Source organism: Thiomicrorhabdus hydrogeniphila (assembly GCF_054656895.1).
Window position 1 is genome coordinate 1,139,747 of sequence record NZ_BAAHXL010000001.1, and the last position, 18,050, is coordinate 1,157,796.

The 18,050-nt window shown below is 37.5% G+C and carries 13 protein-coding genes; 6 read left to right on the forward strand and 7 right to left on the reverse strand.

Going from position 1 to position 18,050, the window contains the following annotated elements; genetic code table 11:
- Position 1 precedes the first annotated feature (1 nt).
- From ACYQ0E_RS05065 to ACYQ0E_RS05075, 3 genes are all read left to right on the forward strand, one after another.
- Positions 2 to 304, forward strand: coding sequence for a hypothetical protein (locus ACYQ0E_RS05065; RefSeq protein ID WP_460187155.1), 303 nt, complete (start codon positions 2 to 4; stop codon positions 302 to 304).
- 190 nt (positions 305 to 494) lie between these two features.
- Positions 495 to 1,136 carry a helix-turn-helix domain-containing protein gene (locus ACYQ0E_RS05070; RefSeq protein ID WP_460187156.1) on the forward strand — a complete coding sequence of 214 codons (642 nt, stop codon included), beginning with the start codon at positions 495 to 497 and terminating at the stop codon, positions 1,134 to 1,136.
- A gap of 35 nt (positions 1,137 to 1,171) precedes the next feature.
- Positions 1,172 to 1,855, forward strand: coding sequence for an SET domain-containing protein (locus tag ACYQ0E_RS05075; protein ID WP_460187157.1), 684 nt, complete (start codon positions 1,172 to 1,174; stop codon positions 1,853 to 1,855).
- 284 nt (positions 1,856 to 2,139) lie between these two features.
- Here the strand turns inward: ACYQ0E_RS05075 and ACYQ0E_RS05080 are convergent, their stop codons facing one another.
- From ACYQ0E_RS05080 to ACYQ0E_RS05110, 7 genes are all read right to left on the reverse strand, one after another.
- A complete protein-coding gene (locus ACYQ0E_RS05080; protein ID WP_460187158.1) occupies positions 2,140 to 5,280 on the reverse strand; it encodes a type I restriction endonuclease subunit R in 3,141 nt (1,046 codons plus the stop codon).
- Between the two features lie 8 nt (positions 5,281 to 5,288).
- A complete protein-coding gene (locus ACYQ0E_RS05085) occupies positions 5,289 to 7,457 on the reverse strand; it encodes a GmrSD restriction endonuclease domain-containing protein (RefSeq protein WP_460187159.1) in 2,169 nt (722 codons plus the stop codon).
- A gap of 61 nt (positions 7,458 to 7,518) precedes the next feature.
- On the reverse strand, positions 7,519 to 8,061 hold the full coding sequence (locus ACYQ0E_RS05090) for a hypothetical protein (RefSeq protein WP_460187160.1): 543 nt from the start codon (positions 8,059 to 8,061) through the stop codon (positions 7,519 to 7,521).
- Between the two features lie 119 nt (positions 8,062 to 8,180).
- Positions 8,181 to 8,675, reverse strand: a complete 495-nt coding sequence (locus ACYQ0E_RS05095) for a TIR domain-containing protein (protein ID WP_460187161.1) — start codon at positions 8,673 to 8,675, stop codon at positions 8,181 to 8,183.
- A complete protein-coding gene (locus ACYQ0E_RS05100) occupies positions 8,672 to 9,340 on the reverse strand; it encodes a hypothetical protein (protein ID WP_460187162.1) in 669 nt (222 codons plus the stop codon). Before ACYQ0E_RS05100 ends, ACYQ0E_RS05095 begins: the two co-directional genes overlap by 4 nt.
- Positions 9,340 to 10,713 (reverse strand): restriction endonuclease subunit S, encoded by a 1,374-nt coding sequence (locus ACYQ0E_RS05105; RefSeq protein WP_460187163.1) that lies wholly within the window; start codon positions 10,711 to 10,713, stop codon positions 9,340 to 9,342. Before ACYQ0E_RS05105 ends, ACYQ0E_RS05100 begins: the two co-directional genes overlap by 1 nt.
- The gene (locus ACYQ0E_RS05110; RefSeq protein WP_460187164.1) at positions 10,706 to 12,442 is read right to left on the reverse strand and encodes a class I SAM-dependent DNA methyltransferase; all 1,737 of its coding nucleotides are present in this window, start codon (positions 12,440 to 12,442) and stop codon (positions 10,706 to 10,708) included. The genes ACYQ0E_RS05105 and ACYQ0E_RS05110 overlap by 8 nt, the downstream gene beginning before the upstream one ends.
- Before the next feature lie 281 nt (positions 12,443 to 12,723).
- On the opposite strand from ACYQ0E_RS05110, the gene ACYQ0E_RS05115 reads away from it, so the two are divergent.
- The 3 genes from ACYQ0E_RS05115 to ACYQ0E_RS05125 all read left to right on the forward strand — a co-directional run bounded on the left by ACYQ0E_RS05115 (position 12,724) and on the right by ACYQ0E_RS05125 (position 18,048).
- Complete coding sequence (locus tag ACYQ0E_RS05115; protein ID WP_460187165.1) at positions 12,724 to 13,671, forward strand: hypothetical protein; 948 nt, start codon at positions 12,724 to 12,726, stop codon at positions 13,669 to 13,671.
- Positions 13,672 to 13,700: 29 nt separating this feature from the next.
- Entirely contained in the window at positions 13,701 to 14,291 is a 591-nt protein-coding gene (locus ACYQ0E_RS05120; protein WP_460187166.1) for a LemA family protein, read from the forward strand.
- 85 nt (positions 14,292 to 14,376) lie between these two features.
- Positions 14,377 to 18,048, forward strand: coding sequence for an ATP-binding protein (locus tag ACYQ0E_RS05125; RefSeq protein WP_460187167.1), 3,672 nt, complete (start codon positions 14,377 to 14,379; stop codon positions 18,046 to 18,048).
- The last annotated feature ends 2 nt before the right edge of the window (positions 18,049 to 18,050 follow it).

An 18,050-nucleotide genomic window follows, 5' to 3' on the forward strand; every position in this document is an offset into this window, starting at 1 on the left:
CATGGTTATAGATGTATGCAATCTAACGAATAAAGAAATTGAATTCATTTCACAAGAGCCTGTAATTCAGATACAGGCAGTGGATTTTAATTTAAACGACTCGGGGCAGCTTGCTTTAGTAAAGGGTTTTCCCAAAATTATGAGGAAATGTCTCAATCGTGAACGTTATGAACAACTTATGACAAAGGATGAATATTACATTAACGCAAAAGGCGAACTTCTCATCGTACTATTTGACGAGCAATTTACGCCATTCGTCGTTTTAGATTTTCAATCAACTCAATATGAGTTAAAGAAGCAATAGATTAAAAAGATAAAAGTGTAGATGTTGAAAAAAATGGCCATATATTCAGAGCAATTTATTGGATACATTTTCTACACTTTATTTGTTATTTAAAAAAGTGGCCCTAGACATAAACAGGATTCTAGATTTAGAATGTAAATCTAGTAAATGATTAATAAATATATATAAAACAATAGGTTAGGTGAAAATTATGCTCTATTTTATTAAAGGTTTAAAGAATGTTCGAAATGAAAAAGGAATTTCTCAAGAGAAATTAGCAAAGCTTTCAAGTGTTGGTGAACGCACTATCAAGAGAATTGAAACAGGGTCTAGTTGTAATCGAAACACATTAGATAAACTAGGAAAAATACTTCCTACAATAATCGATACAGTAATAGAAGAACCTTCAGAAGGATGTGTTGAAACACCTGGTTCGATTTATTTACCAGTTGATAAAATCTATGTTCCAGCTTTAAACGAACATGAGCTATCTTCAGAAATAGTCGAGCGAATAGAAAAAGTTTTTCAAACTTTCGGTGAATTTATTCCACCAGCGAGTTTTTCTGAATGGGTGTCAGATTTTGCACAAGAACCAATAGAATCGCTAGAAGGTGAACTAGCATTATGGGAGGCACTACTGTTAGCGTATGAGCGGTTTATCATTAAATACCCTAATTGTTCCCTTGAACAAAAAACTGAAATCTGTGAATACTTAATGGAACGGAGCACATCTCCCAAAAATCAAATCCGAATGTATAAGCCAAAGTTTCTTTCTAATAAATCTTTCAAATTTCTTCAAAGCATATGTCGGTTTAAGGGGGTACCTGTGGGTGTTAAAAAGGTTGCTAATTAACTTCTTTTGTATTGTTTAAGTTCCTGGAATAAAAAATGTTACAAACAGTATCGATTCAAATAAATAAAGGCTATAGAAGTCTGGTTGCAAAATCGTCGATTAAAAAAGGGCAAATTATTCTTGAGGAATCACCTTTTGCTATTGTTAGTTCAAAACATCAAATTCAATTTGAACTTGCACAAAGATTTGGATGGCCCTGGGTATTAACTTTTGAACTATTTAATATGATTTCGAACCACCAATTTAAACATAGGTTTGAACTCCTGAAACTTCATTCCAACACAGGGTTTGTATTGGATGAAACAGACAAAAAAATTTTAAAAAGTCTTGAACAAAAACTGGGGTATAGGATAAACGAAGTACTAAAACTTTATTACAAAGTCGTAACCAATAACTTTTTTTTAACCTACAAATTAAATAATTTTGGCTGCGTTCTATATGAGTTTATTTCAGCAATGAACCATTCTTGCATTCCAAATGCTTATGTAACAAATGAACTAACAGAAACAAGCTGCATAGGGAAAATTCATGCTTTAGAGGATATAGGCGAAGGCGAAGAAATTACAATTTCATATTTGGGTTCTGAGTTTTCAGTTAAAGATTCTCTTGCATTAGTTAAAGCGTTTCCAGAAGTAACTCTTCGACAAAAACAAATTTTCGCAGAGCATTTTTTTGAATGTAAATGCATTTTTTGCAAAATGCAAAATGCTTGCAATTAATAATATCTAGAAAATTAAATTTTTAACTATGTTCTTTCGTGTCCTAAGTGCTCATCAAGTTTAACTCGAAAATAAAGGAGGGTGTATGTTTCAGGAAATACTAGATTCAAATTTGTTTTGGCCATTATTTATCTTAACGGTCTATTTAGCCGTTATGACTTATCTCGAAAAAAGAAAAAAGTAATATGGCAGTGAACTATAAATATATTTAGAAATATTTAAATAAAGTGAAGCCTTCAGAATTAATCTGACCGTTACTCAATTTGACCTTCTTCTTGGACTGTTTAAGCACTCCATCTCTGGCTTAACGCCTCAGCTTGTCTTAAACAAAGCTCTATGGCTTCTTCGGCTTTATCGGGTGGGTATTTCCATCTTCTTAGGGCTCGTCGTACTAGATTGCGTAATTTGGCTCTTACACTGTCTCTTACCTGCCAGTCTACCGTGGTGCTTTTGCGTAAATGCTCGGTGATGTACTTGGCGAGGTCTCGTAAATTGTTATCCCCTAATTCACGCACTGCCGATTCGTTTTGAATCAAGGCACGGTAAAAGGCGATTTCATCGGGATTCAGTCCAAGTTTATCAGCTTGCTCCAAATCGGCTTCCATCTCTTTAGCTAGGGCGATCAGTTCCTCAATAACTTGAGCTGTTTCAATCGCTCGGTTATGGTACTTACGTAACGTTTCCATAATGCGATCAGAGTATTTCTTTTCAGAAACGATATCGGTTTTCATACGGGCTTTGATTTCATCACGCAATAGCTTTTCTAAGAGTTCCATTGCCAAGTTTTTCTGTGGTAGGTTTTTTACATCTTCTAAAAACTCGTCCGATAATAAACCAATATTGGGTTTATCCAGGCCTGCTAAATCGAAGACATCGGCCACGCCATCAGCCACAATCGCATTGTCTATGATCTGCTTAAGGGCAGAATTTTTGTCTTCGTCAGTTAGACGTTTATCCACCACAGTAAATTTGGTAATCGCCGCTTTAACCGCAGACAGAAAAGCGATTTCTTTTTTCAGTGGTTCTGCTTCATCCATGGTGCCGCATAATGTAAAGGCTTTACTAATGGCCGCCATTACATCTAAATAGCGTTTTTTACCATCGTTTAATCCTAGAATATGGTTCATGGCACCAGGTAATAAATGCAACGCTTTGGTTTCATAATCACTGTAATCAAAGCCATGAAACAGACCGCGAACAATATCCATTTTTTCCAGCAAAATAGCAAAGGCTTCGTGAGTATCTAAGGTAGGGGTGCCTTTACCTTTAGAGTCGGTATAGGTTTTTAGAGCTTGTTTTAATTCACTAGCAATGCCAATGTAGTCCACCACTAAACCGCCAGGCTTATCTTTAAACACTCGGTTCACGCGGGCAATGGCCTGCATTAAATTATGGCCTTTCATTGGTTTGTCGATATACATGGTGTGGCAATTGGGTGCATCAAAACCTGTTAGCCACATATCGCGAACAATCACCAATTGCAGTGGATCGTTAACGTCTTTAAACCGTTTCTCAAACAGTTTTTTTATCTCTTTATTATAAATGTGCGGTTGCAGTTTCGCTTTATCAGAAGCCGAACCTGTCATTACAATTTTAATGGCACCTTTATGCGGGTCGCTATCATGCCACTCCGGTTTAATCGCCACAATCGCATCATATATATCTACACAAATCTCACGGCTCATGCTTACAATTAAGCCTTTACCTGGCATGGTCGCAATCCGGTTTTCAAAGTGGTGAACTAAATCTTTAGCTACTTGCTCCACTCGAGGAGCACTGCCTACCAACTTTTCTAAAGCCGCCCATTTAGATTTAGTTTTTTCACGGGTAGGGATGTCTTCTTCATCTTCCATGACTTCTTCGACATCTTCATTTAAGGTCTCAATATCGGCTTCGTTAATGTCCAGTTTTGCTAAGCGTGATTCGTAATAAATTGGAACCGTTGCCCCATCATCCACGGCATCTTGAATGTCATAAATAGAGACATAACCCCCAAATACCGCTCGGGTGTCTTTATCGTCGGCAGAAATTGGGGTTCCTGTAAAACCAATAAAAGAGGCTTGTGGTAGGGCATCGCGTAAATGTTTGGAATAGCCAAACGTATATTCGCCAGTTTTGGTGTTTAGTTTGGCTTTGTCACCATATTGGCTACGGTGTGCTTCATCACTGATGACCACAATGTTGTGGCGTTGACTTAAAATAGGGTGGTGTGATTCCTCTGCCAGTAACGCAAATTTTTGGATGGTGGTAAAAATAATTCCGCCCGATTGACGCGACGCTAAAATGTCACGCAATTCATCACGATCACCTGCCTGAATAGGTGTTTGCTTTAAGGTTTCAGAGGCCATTTTAAACGTGTTAAAGAGCTGACCGTCTAAATCATTACGGTCGGTGACCACCACAATGGTTGGGTTGTTCATTTCGGGTTGGGCTAATAATTTACCTGCATAACACACCATAGAAATCGACTTGCCCGATCCTTGCGTATGCCAAACCACACCCGCCTTACGAGACCCAGGCACCACTTCATTCCCATAGTTGGCTCTTGGTTCAGCAACACTGCTTTTCACTTCTTGTGCGGCAATCATTGTGGCTTTAACAGCTTCACGCACCGCATGAAATTGGTGATAACCCGCAATCTTCTTAATGGTTTTATCGCCGTCTTGTTCAAACAACACAAAGAAATGTATGTAATCTAAAAATAGATCAGGGTTAAAAAAACCTTTTATTAAAGTCTCTAAGCGATATTCAAACAAAGGTTGGTCGTCTTCATTTGCTACTGTTCGCCAAGGTAAGAAACGCTCTTTATTCGCGGTTAAAGACCCAATACGGGCATTTAAACCATCGCTGACTACTAACGCTTCGTTAAAGGTAAATAGATCGGGGATTTCATCTTTATAGGTTTGTAACTGTTGGTAAGCCTGCCAAATATCTGCATGGCTATCAGCTGGGTTTTTTAATTCCAAAACGGCCAATGGCAAGCCGTTAATAAACACAATCACATCGGGACGACGATTGCCTTTAGTGCCCATAATGGTAAATTGATTCACCACCAAAAACTGATTATTAGTAGTGTGGCTAAAATCAATTAGCTGCACATAATCGGTTTTATCTTCGCCTTGATCTTTAAAGCTGACCTTAACGCCTTCTAATAACCATTGGTGAAAGGTCTTGTTGTTTTTAATCAGTATTGGGGTTTCAGGTTTAGCGATTTGATGAGCGACTGATTCTAAAACCGAAGCAGGGATGTGCGGGTTAATGATTTGCAGTTGATTTAATAACCGACCAAATAGAACAATTTGGCGATAGTCACTGCGTTCAGGTGTGATGCCATCGGGTGCAATGTCATAGCCATTGGCGTACTCATAGTCTAGTGATTTAAACCATTCAAGGCTAAGTTGTTCTAGTTGGTCTTCGGTAATCATCATATATCCTAATCAAATCGGCCTTTACGGTAATGATTAAATTCACTCATGGTCAACTCTAGAGATGAATTACCGCTTCTTACATAAATTTTTTCGTGCTTCATGCCATTTTTATCTTTAACATTTAACACAATTGGGGTCTTGGACATAGCAATATCCACCTGGCAAATTTCAATATTATTTACTAAAGGGAATTGAATTTTTACTGCGCTCGCAATAAAAGACACACCTATATTTTCATTAAGTAAATTTCTAAGATGTAATTCAAATTTATCCTTATCGGCTTTAAGGGACGCGTAATCATTTTCCAATCCCAGTGCATTACCATCGTCATCAACACCTATTAATAACGTACCGCCTTCTGAATTAGCAAAAGCAGAAACGGTTTTAACAATGACAGCTTCTAAGACCTTGTTGATGCAACCTTCTTTATAATCCCATCTTAAAGAAGATTTAAACTCAAGTTCTTCACTTTCGCCATCAGAAATCATTTCTTCTAAAGTCGCAGACCCATACTGTTCTTCGGTGATGTTAGCCAAATCGCTTAGGTATTTATTTAAATTTGTTGCTAATAAATTGCGGCGAGTAGCAAGAAACTGTTCATAATTTTCAATTTCCCATAAAGACTCATCAGTTGGTATGCACTGTTTTTCTAGAGCACCTGGAGATTTTTCTTTAATCTCTTTTAGGTAGTCAACGGCTGGTGTTGCAGATTTTCTTCTATTGGCAAGTTGAGTTAAAAAAGCACGATTTGTTAACTCTTGTGCCAATGCATATTTAAGTCGATTGTCGCGACCATAGCCATGGATTTTTAAAATGGCAGAAGGGAAGATATGATCGTTTTCCAGTTGGTATTTCTCGCCCATGTTTTTATGCAGGCCTAATCCAGTTGTAAAACAGGTTGCCCCACGGCTTTTTAAGTAAAACTTTGTTAAACCGAATAGAGGGTGAGAAATAGATCGACCAACAAATTCATCAGGCGTTATTTCTAGTCTACGTTCTTCAGCAATAACGCCAAGTAGCTGTTCAAATGGACGGTCACTTTCTTTTATTATGCGTAAATCAAAATCCAGTTTTTGAGGCAACTGACTGACATAACGAGTTCTAATTTGAGAATAATAGAACCATTTTACAATCCGCCACAATTGCGGTTCACCAACCGTTTCACCGTGTTTATGATAAAAAAATGAAATAATAGGAATGAGTGCGTAAACCGAGTTAATTTCAGAGGAGTGATCCACGTATGCTTTAGTTCGCATTAAATTCATTACGTAATCAAGAATATATTTGTCTAATTTACCCCAGGCCTCTTTAATTCCTTCTCTGACCACATCACCATTTTCGTTAACCTGAGACGTTAAATTTTCAGGGCCATGTAGCTTACGCATATCCGAGCCTAAGTGGTACATACAGCCAAGTAATGCATACACCATAAAGTCCAGTTTAAAAACAAAACCTTGTTGTGCTAGATCTTTTAACTTAGATTTAAATTGGTCTCTAGCCTCTGGCCAATAACCAGAAATTTGAGCTAAAGCTAATTCTGCTTCAGTCAAAGCTACCCCGCTTGCATTGACCTTGTAAAAAATATCAATGGCTTCTTTAATCGCGGCTTTAGCAGGTATTATTTGTTCTGGAAACTCTCTTTCAACAACATTTTCTATTGATCTAGTATTGTCATCAATACGATCTTCAAGGTCTCTAGTTACATCTTCATCTTGTTCTTCAAGAGCTCTAACAATATCTCTTGTACGGATTTTTCTTTGAAAAATATCAGTAATATTTTGCCAAAAGGGGTTGTTCTCCATTTTAGTCTTCATGTAATAAGACAGCTCTAAGGTGTCTAAGTTTACAAACAGCCCACGAGTATCATTTAGAATCTCAGGCAGAGCATAGTAAGAAGGAACTTCGCCACGTATAAGCATATAAAGCGTCGTAATACGTTGCTGTCCATCTAGAAGTAATTTAACCGAACCTTGTGTTTCGCTGTACTTATGAGGCCCCTTTAATTCAGGCGGATTAGAGGTTTCCCAAGTGAGCATAGTACCCGTTGGGTATTCTTTAATTAAAGAGTCAATGAGTTGTTTGGCATCGTTTCGTTTCCATACATACTCTCGCTGGAAAGCAGGTACAAATAATTGTTTTTCATCTATTTTTTCAAGTATCGTTCTGATTTTCATGCGATTTCTCTATGTTCTAATACGTAAGTTTATTAAATAACTAAATTAGTACTGACTTAATCTATTTAGCTTCTAAAAGCGATTGAATATGAGTATCTATTTCGTTTGCCTGTTTACGAAAGCGTTCAATTTTTGCACGGGTATTTTTGATTAACTTCCATTGCTCTGAGGCATCATCCGGTTTATTACTTTGTTTTAAGGATTCTGCTTTGAGTACCATATCTGGAACTCTATTTTCCATGTGCTCAATTTCTGACGATAAAAATTGTAGTCGTGCCGAATAAGCACCTAGTTGATTCGATGCTTCTTGTTGTTTAATTTGTTCAGTCAGGGCCTTTGCCTGTAAAGTCTGAGCATCGGTCGAGGCTTTAAGTTCTTTACCCTGAAACAAAATCGCCACTAAACCAAGCACGATGGCGATAGACGTAAACAAACCATCTAACACGGTTAACGAGTTTCCTAAATCCGCCGTGCTGGCAGGCAAGCTGAGTTTAGTAATACTTTCAGGTAACCAAATCAGGCTCAAACCACCCGAAAAATACGCAATGGCTAAAGCCCATAAAACAACAAAACCAACTAAAATTAAACCCACGGTAAAACGCATATAAAACCCTTTTAAATTCAATAAATTTCACCAGGCCTGGTGGCTGATAAAATTAATTTAACTCTTACCCTAATCATTCAGTGATCATTTATTTGTTCTCAACTTTTGTCATTCAATTACTATGATAGCTTTCTATTTGACCAGTCATAATTCCTTGAACTTGGAACGTTATTTTTTTCACGGTGATACTCTGAAGGAAAATTATCAAGCGCATATTTAACTTTTAATACTTCAAAAGGAACGCTTACAAAATAGCTTTCATTTTTGAGGATTGGGGGCGTCTTAGCAGTTGCAGAATTTGATTTGTCTAAGTTGACAGCGATGATTGGTAAATCCATGCTAATAGCCACTTCTATTTCCCATCGTACAAATTTATGTAAATTCTTTGTACTTTCACCAACTAAAACTATAACCTGTTTAGTTTGAGCCATTCTTTCACGCAATTTCCTTTTTATTTGTTCTTCAGAAGCTCGATACGTGAGACTGTTCAGATCGTGTGCATTATGGAAATTAAAAACAAACTTATCATTATTATTCCATGCGGTCATCAACCTGTAGTAGTGCATATCACTGTCAGCATCAAAAATGATATATGTTTTGTTTCTATAACTCACTTTACATTCTCCTGAGTATCATGTTGGTTAGCTTGGTGTTGAGCATGGTTGGGCACTGAATTACTTATAATAATTGCTAAAAATAAGAACGTTGTGACCAGCTCGGTCATGAATATAATTCGGATTTGTTGAGTAAGAGGAGAGAACCCTCCATAAGTAAGAGTAAAAGTCGTTGAAACACTGAGATAAGTAGCATTTACCCAGTCTATTTGACCATCGGGCCAACTAATAAAATCACTGTAATGACAGTGATATAAATACGCATAACAAGCTAAATAAAAAGATACTGCAAGTAAAAAATTTACGAACTTTCTATTTAAAGTATCTTTATCCAGTCTTTGTGAAAACTTACTTCCCCATACATGATAGTAAAAATAAGTGAATAAATTAGTGAACATCAAATAGGCGATAATCAAGAAAGATGTAGTGCTATTGTTGTTAGTTACCCACAAATAAATAAGCAACACCCATTTTGAAACCTGGAATATGTCTATGGCAATATTACTACCTTGAATTAAATCATCTCTTGACACTTTCTCACCAGAACGAGCATTAGAAAGGTGAGTGTAATATCTTCCAATGTATTTAAAAAGCTCAACTAAGTTACAGTAGTAAAGAAACTTAACTAATGAATCAACCATTGGGTAAATAAATCCATTCTTCATTACGCACATACCTTCCGAATAATATTGTTAGATAATAGTTTGGGTAATAACGCATCTCTTACCGCCACTAGTTCTTTTGATTCTGAATTGTTTGTATTTTGGAGTTCAAAATTATTCAAAAGTAAATTCTGATTAAAGAATGCAAAAAGCTTATTGTCTTCAGGGCCAATAAACTCCGTTTTAGATATGTTTTCAAAACGAATTTGCGGAAAAGTTCCAGACCGTGATTCCGCAACAATTTGCAATTCATCTAAAACAGATTGTCTCGTTAGTAAGAAATAAAGTACCTCTGAAGGAATTTTTCCATTTGATCGAAGCACCATTAACTTTGTCGAGACCACATAATCATCGGCGTCAAAAGTCACATAGGCGAAACGACGGTTTATTGGTCTAATTTCGCTGTAAAGAATGTCATGCTTTTGGATTGATTTCTTGGCCTGGCCAGGCAAACTTTCTGAGGAAGAATAATTCTCATGCAGAAATTTACCATCTTGAATATCACCAGTGTTCAAGAACACAACTTCATTCGTACCTTTTAGAGGGTAAGTTTTAGAAATAGTATCTAAATAATTTCCAAATGATTTCACTTCCCACCCCTCTGGAATTTCACCGAGCTCTGAGTCTTTCATGGTTTCGGGGAAGAGGGCGGCGGTGGTTTTTAGGTTTGTGTATTGTTCTAGGGTCAGTTTGTCTAGTTCTTCTTCGGTTTTTCCGCTGATGGCGGCCATGGCGGCGCGTTCTATTTGTTCGGCGGTGCCGCCTGCTTGTTTGGCGGCGATTTTGGCTTTTACGGGGTCGAAATCGACAAACCAGCTTTTAAATAGTGCTTGAGCGATTTGTTCAAGGGTTTGATTGGTTTGGCGGTTGAGTTCGATTTTACCTGTAATACTCCCTGCAATATTAACTAACCTTTGTTGTTCTTCTTTTACAGGGTATTTAATAGGATAATAAGTCACTGAATCAAAAGTAATTTGTGGAAATGTTCCTGATCTGGAATCAGCTATTAATTTGAATTCTTGTTCACATTCTTGACTTGTAAGTATTAGATATAAATACTCAGGAAGGATTTTTTCTTTTGCTTTTATGACCATGAATTTAGTGGATACTACATAATCGTCCGCATCGAAATCAATTAAAACATACCTCTTATTTCCAGGTCTTATCTCACTGTAAAGAATATCCCCTTTTTTAATCGCTTTTTTTGCCTGACCAGGTAATGTTGAAGATTCTGAATATTCGCGATGTAAAAAGTTACCTTCCAATACATCACCAGTATTTATGAAGATTACTTTTTCTTTATTTGAAAAATCGAAACGGCGTGAAATATTCTCAGCTAACTCACCGAGTGGTTTAGTATTCCAATCATTACTCATAACCCAACCCCGCCAAGTTCTTTTTGATCTCGGCTTCTAGTTTGTCGCTTTCTTCAAATTGTGTTTTGAGTTGTGCGGTGAGTCTGGTCATTTTTTCTGCAAAGGGTTCGCCATCGTCTTCTTGTTCTGCAGCACCGACATAACGCCCAGGGGTTAACACATAATCGTGCTTTTGAATCTCGTCAAGTTTGACACTTTTTACCAGGCCTGCTTGGTTTTCAAAGTCGACTTTTGTCTGGTCGCTCTCGTCCATCCCTGGACTTCGCGACACTTGGGCTCCTGCCCGGCGCCAATTATGGAATAGATCGGTAATGAGCGTTAGGTCTTCTTGGGTAAAGTCACGCAAGACTCGGTCTTTCATATAACCGAGATTACGAGCGTCGATAAATAAAACTTCTCCACTTCTATCTCGTAATTCACGACCACTGGCGGCGGTTCTGGCTTTTTTATTTTTGCTTAAAAACCAAATGCAGGCGGGAATTTGGGTGTTGGTAAACAGTTGACCAGGTAGGGCGACCATGCATTCGATGAGGTCGGCTTCTATTAGGGCTTTGCGAATATCGCCTTCGCCGCTGGTATTGGAACTCATCGAGCCGTTGGCCAGCAATAGCCCGACACTGCCATTAGGCGCGGTGTGGTAGAGCATGTGTTGTAACCATGCAAAGTTGGCATTGCCTGTTGGCGGTTTGCCGTAAACCCAACGTGGGTCATTGTCGTCTACGCCAGTGTCCCACTCTTTCATGTTGAAAGGTGGGTTGGCCATGACAAAGTCGGCACGTAAGTCTGGGTGTTGGTCGTTGGTGTAACTGCTGGCAGGTTCTTTACCAAAGTTAAAGTCGATACCACGAATCACCATGTTCATGGCGGCAAGTTGCCAAGTGGTGTGGTTGTATTCTTGACCGTAAATAGAGACATCGCCAATGCGGCCTTGGTGTTCCCGAATAAAGTGTTCGGACTGCACAAAGAATCCACCCGAACCCATTGCAGGGTCGTAAACCCGACCTTTAAACGGTTCCATCATTTGCACCATTAAGCTCACAATGGATTTTGGTGTGTAGAACTGACCGCCTTTTTTACCTTCGGCTAGGGCAAACTGGCCTAAAAAGTATTCGTACACATGACCCAGAATGTCTTTACTGCTGAGGCTATTATGTACAAAAGGAATGGTAGCGATCAGGTCAATCAGTTCGCCCAATTTGGCTTGGTCTATTTGCAGTTGGGTGTAGCGTTTGTTGAGCACACCTTTAAGTTTTGGATTGTCTAGTTCAATGGCGTCTAGGGCGTTATCTATCAGTTGACCGACCGAACGGATTTTTTTGGTGTGGTTGCCGTCTTTAACTTCAATTTCACCGGTAATGACGACTTTGTTTTGGTTTTGTAAAAATTCCCAACGGGATTGAATTGGCACCCAAAATACATTGGCTTCGGCGTAGTAGTCGCGTTCTTCAAGTTCGGTGTTTATTTCATCTTGGTATTCTGAACTGTCTGCACCACCAAAATCCGCAGGGTCTAAATAGTAATCATGCTCTGGGTTTTTAAATTGCGCGGTGAGTTCTTCACGACGAATACCAAACGAGTCAGAAACGTATTTTAAAAACACCAAACCCAACATAACGTGTTTGTATTGTGAGGCATCTAACGAGGGCAGGAGTTTATTGGCGCTCGTCCAAAGTTTTTTCTCTAGGTCGGCTAAAAATTGGTTTTCTTCTTGCTGAATTGGTTTGCTCATATTTACTTATTATTTTGCTTATTATTTGATTTAGCCATTGTAAGCGGCAATGCGATTGAGTCAATTCATTTATAAGGAAATTTATGAGAGTTTGGATATTTAAGCTTTTTTTCAATAAGGCATTTGTAAGAGAGATTATTGAGGAAAATTCGTTATTATTTATTGGTTACAATCGCTACTGGTGGTGGTATAGTTGCTTATTTAAAAATGGTGCAAGTTGAATTTATAGTATGAATTTATTGCATTTCAAAAGTTAAAATTAAACATCTTTGGTAAATGTAATGAGTAATAAAGAATTCACAGCACTTCTAGATATTATCGATCATGACGTTGCAGCGGCTACTTCATCGCGAGAAATCCAATCTACAACAGATTTAGTGTCTAACTATAAAGGTGAGCTTAAATATAACAATTGGACTCTTTATGCTTTTTTTCTAGCCTTTGCTGGTCTGGCATACTTATTTTTTAACCAAGGTTATGAGTGGTGGTATTGGATTGGTTCAGGGGGAATTGCTTTTGCTTTAATTGCTTACGCCTATGAGAGAACTCAGAGGCTTGGTAAGTTATCAGATCATGCTTATTTTAAAAATATTCTAATCAACTATGGTCTTGAAGAAAGGCCTCTTGATATTAAGGAAATGCAAAATTCTTATGATGGGTTTAAACGTGGTAACCATAAAAATGTTATCAACTATGCCTATGGTTCTGATGACATAACGGTATTTAACTATCATTATGAAATTGAGCGTAAAGATACATTTGATAAAGATAAAAAGACCATAGATGAGTATGAACAATATGGTTTGATGATTCGAGTTGGGGCTGACTTAAGGGGTATGGTCCTTTGTAAAAAAGGTTTATTTAGGGTTCAAGGAGAACAATATAAGCCTGCTTATAACGAATTTAATAAACGACTAATTATGTGTGGTCCAGACCAGATGAATCTTGCAAAAATAATGACACCTAAAGTTTCAGAGCAAATGGTGGGCTATCATGATTACTTCAAAGACTTGGTTGTTCAAGTTAATGGTGATGTGATGTGTTTTACAAGTGAGGCTGAGTTAATGAAGTTTACTCCTAGGCAATATGGTTATGAAACCCCATCTGAATTCAAGCAAGAGTTAAAAAAACAGGTAGAGCTGCATAATTTTAATCATGCATTGGAGCTTGTAGAGTTGTTAGACCATAAACGAATAAAACAAGAAAATGGTTTGGCAAAAGCAGTTTAAAAATACGTTCAATAATAAAGGGGTTATGTATGGAAGATAGTTCAATGTTAATGGTTGGAGTTGTGATCTTCGCTATTGTTCTAATTTATATTTACAATAAGATTGTTTCTCTAAAAGAGTCAGTAAAGCGTGGTTGGGCTAATGTCGTTACCCAAGAACGTCAAAAAGGAAAAATACTACCTGAAGTGATCAAACTTCTAGATCAGTACAAGGGGCACGAAGAGAGTGTTATCACAGAGGTAACTAAACTACGTACGATGGCACAGCAACTTCAAGAAGCATCTAGCCATCTTGATGCCAAAGAGATTGATGTTAAGCAAGTTGAATCTTTACAGCGCAATATGGGTACTTTTTTAGGGGGCATTCATGTTGTCGCTGAAGCTTACCCGCAGCTTGAGATGAAGGATGTCACTAATCGTATTATTAATGAAATATCAGATCAAGAAGAAAACGTTGGTGCGGCAATACGAATTTTTAACTCAAATGTTGAAGAGTTCAATGCGTTTATAACCATGTTCCCAATGAATATTGTTAATTCTTTTTTAAATAAAGAAAAAATGATTGATATTTTTAGTGACAGCGAAGCATCAAAAAATATTGAGTACAGTCCAAATTTGTAGAATCAAAATCGAACTCATAATTACTTATGGGAATTGGTGTTCTCATAAGTAATCGAATAAAAATTATTTACAGGCTCATTAATAAATGAATTTTCTACGTTCAATTATTGCGGTGAACTCTTATAGAGGTCATAAAATCAATCAATTTAGAGTTGATGATGGCGCTTTGATTCAAGGATCAAACGGTGCAGGGAAAACCAGTATTCTTAGGTTGTTACTTCTTTTCTTTGGTGCCTCTGCGAGAGAGATTGCTTCTATTTCTGGCAAGAATAATCGATTTGCCGATTATTATCTTCCATCTACTAAAAGCTATTTGGTTTACCAGTACAAAAAAGGCAATCAGGATTTCTTAGTCATTGCCTTTGCTAAAGGTCGCAATGAAGTGACCTATTACTTCTGTGAAGGAAGTTTTGATGAAGGTTTATTTCTGAATTCGGCTGGGCAATTTATAGATTGTTCAGAAATCAAATCACATATCCAAACTGTGATGAAACGCAAGGTTTCACCAGCCTTCAGTTGGAGCCAGTATAAAGAAGTTATTCAATCTGGAAAGAGAACTTCAGGCCGAGATCGAGATAGCCAAAAAATCAATGAAGCTAAGTTGAAGTTTTCTCTTTGTGAACCTAACCAGAGTTTAGACAACATTGAAAAAATTGCTGTATCGATTCTAGCTAATAAGCCAAGTTTTCATGCGATTCGTAGTTTAATTGCCGACGGCATTCTTGGGCTGGATGCTTTTTTGAGCGAGGATTTCGGTTCTAATTTCCATTCTAGTTATCTTATTCAGCAACGTAACCTGTTACGTCAGGCTAAACGTTTCAAAGAAAAGAAACCGATTCTGGATGAAATCAGAACGGCTTCGTCATTAATGACAACTTGGGATAAAGAAAAAGAAATTCTAGGCAGCCGAATTTTGCAGAGCTGGCATTACTATTCAGAACTTCTAGCAGAAGCAATTTCACGTAAGAACAACTTTTTACATGAAAAGTCTGAAACAGAAGACACCCATCGATACCAATTAGAGCAACTATTCAATCAGATCGGAGAACTTAAAGGGGAGCAAAAAACTCCGACTAATCGTCTTGAAACGCTCGATAAACAGTTCAATGATTACCAAAAAAATCGAATAGATGAAAAGCAGCAACTTGTTCAACAATTACCTCATTTAACGGAACAAGTAGGTGCGACTAAGGCTGAGAAAGAACTCCTTGAAAGTAATTTCCAGCATATCACCAAGCAATATGAAATTGCTGAGAGTGAAGCTGAGAAACGTGAACTGAAACAACGTGAAGAATTAAACGCTGCTTTTAATCAGAAAAAGGATTTGATAGATCAACAGGAACGTGAGTTTAATTCTCAGCACTCTGAGAAACAAGCTAGCATCTATGCACACTTCGATTCTCGCAGAGAAGAACTCAGCGAAAAACTTAATCAGCAGAGAGATGAAAAATCTGATATCCAGTTAAAAATCCAACAGCCGATCTCACCTCTTACTCAGCAAATTGAAGCGGATTTAGCAAAATTACAAATTCAGATTGATGATAACAGTCAAAATCAGACACAGCTACTGCAAAGTTTAAATACGCATCAAAATCAATTAAATACAACTGAAAATCAGCGTAATTCAGCTTTATCAGAGTTAGAAAGAATTAAATCATCTATTGTCGAAAACAATCAAACACTGGAAGAAAACACTGAAGATTTAAAGCACCTCGAACAGACTTTCTATTATCAGCTAAATTCTCTGTCTCAAGAAAAAGCTGAATTGGCTGCTCGCGTATTGCGCAAGGAAGTTTTAAAAACACCTCTTAAATACCAACTTGAACTAACAGGCGATCATAATGATGTTCTAGGGTTAAACCTTGATTTCACCCAGTTTCCTGCACAACTTATTTCTGACAAAACGGAATTGCAAAAACAAGTGGCTGAGATTGGTAAAACACTTCGTGAATTAGACATTTCAAAAACGGCAAAAGAAGGCGAAATACTAACGCTCAATCAATCGTTTGAGAATCAGAGAAATGTGTTAGCAAATGTTGAGCAACAACTTCGAGAATTGGACACTGACCTTCAACGTGTCACGAAACGCCAAACTGAGATGAAACAAAACTTAGAGGTTGAAAAGCAAAAGCTTGTGCTTGAATTAGAAGACGAAAAACAGCTAGTAGAAAACAAAATTCAATCGTTAGTTGTCGAGAAAAACTCTCTACAAACTCAGCAACAAGCTCAGCTAGAACTATCTAAAAAGCATCTAACTGAAAAATTGGATGGGATTGCACAACAACGAGTAGATGAAAAGACTCTTTTAGATGGAGAGTTACAACGTCTTGCAAATGAAACTAAGCAAGAGCTAAAGAGAATCAACGATTCCAAAACAAAGGATCTTAAAGATGCTGGTGCTAGAGCAGAAGAGATTTCGAATCTTTCCCTGCAACTACAGGAGCTAACAAATAAACTGGAAAACGCTCAAAGCGCTAAGAGTGAAGTAGAGAAATACACTATTTGGTTTGAGAGCGAATATAGTGAAAAGCCTAAATTGGAAAAACTACTGACTGAGTTAACCTCAAAACTGGAGCAGTTAGATATCCAAAAATCGGAAATGGAAAACCGTCATGAAGAAGTTAGGGAAAACTTAAAAAAACGTTTAGAGGCATTAAATAAAGAAGTTGATGAAAGTGACCAAGAAACCAAAAACTTTGAGCTCTTGTTAGAAAATTATTTTAGATGTGAAAACCTAATGCCTTCTGATAATGAATCCATTTTAGTATCAAAAATAGCTAGAGAAGAAGTGGCAAGCTTAAACTTAAATTTGGCTGAACAAGACAAAAAAGGTCAAGATGGCTATAAATCATTTATGCACGCTCTGCGAAATCGTGATAACCAAGAGCTTTCAGAGCGTCTAAGAGAAATGTTGATAGAGAACGGTTTAAGCGAAATTGAATCAACACAGAATTGGCGCGATTTAATTGAATCTCTTGAATACGTGATGCGTACCATTGATGGATTGATTACGGCAACACAACAAGAATTCCATACAATTGCTGGAGACGTAATTGGATTGGATGCTAAGTTAGAAACCATTGGTCAACGAATTATAGAGCGAGGACGTAGCATCTCTAACAAGCTAAACCAGTCTGGAACCGCTTTTTCCAATATTGAATCTATCGAAGCGAGAATTTCTTCCAATATTGAAAGTTTGGGCTTTAGAAGTGCTTTACGACAAGCTGCAGATGAAGCGAGAAAAGTTCAACGCCTACCTTCCCATGAAGAGTTGCCAGAAGCTTATTTTGAAAAGCTTTCTTGGGCGTTAAAACAAATTGAACGTTATGGACGAGGAATGAAGCTTGAACAGTTTATTGATGTCGAGTTGGCGGTTAAAAACACAGGCGTCATTCAGTTGAGGCGTGCTCGTAATGACAAAGAGTTGAAAGATATCAGTAGTGAAGGCCTGAGTTTTTTAATTTTGATTTCTCTATACATGGCAATCAAGAATACTTTTGGCGAGAGCCAAAATGTAAAACTGGTTTGGGCAATCGATGAAATTGGAAAACTGCATCCAGATAATATTGAAATTCTGATGCGAATCCTAAAAGAAGAACGTGTCGATTTTTTCTGTGCTGAACCGAGAACAGATCCTCAAATTCTTAGTCAGTTTAGGCATATTTATGAAATCACTGAAAAAGGAAATATCATCAAGGTTCAAAGTGATTCACCTAAAACGGCTGGTGAGGCCTTTTTGGAAGCCGCGGGGGGGTAATA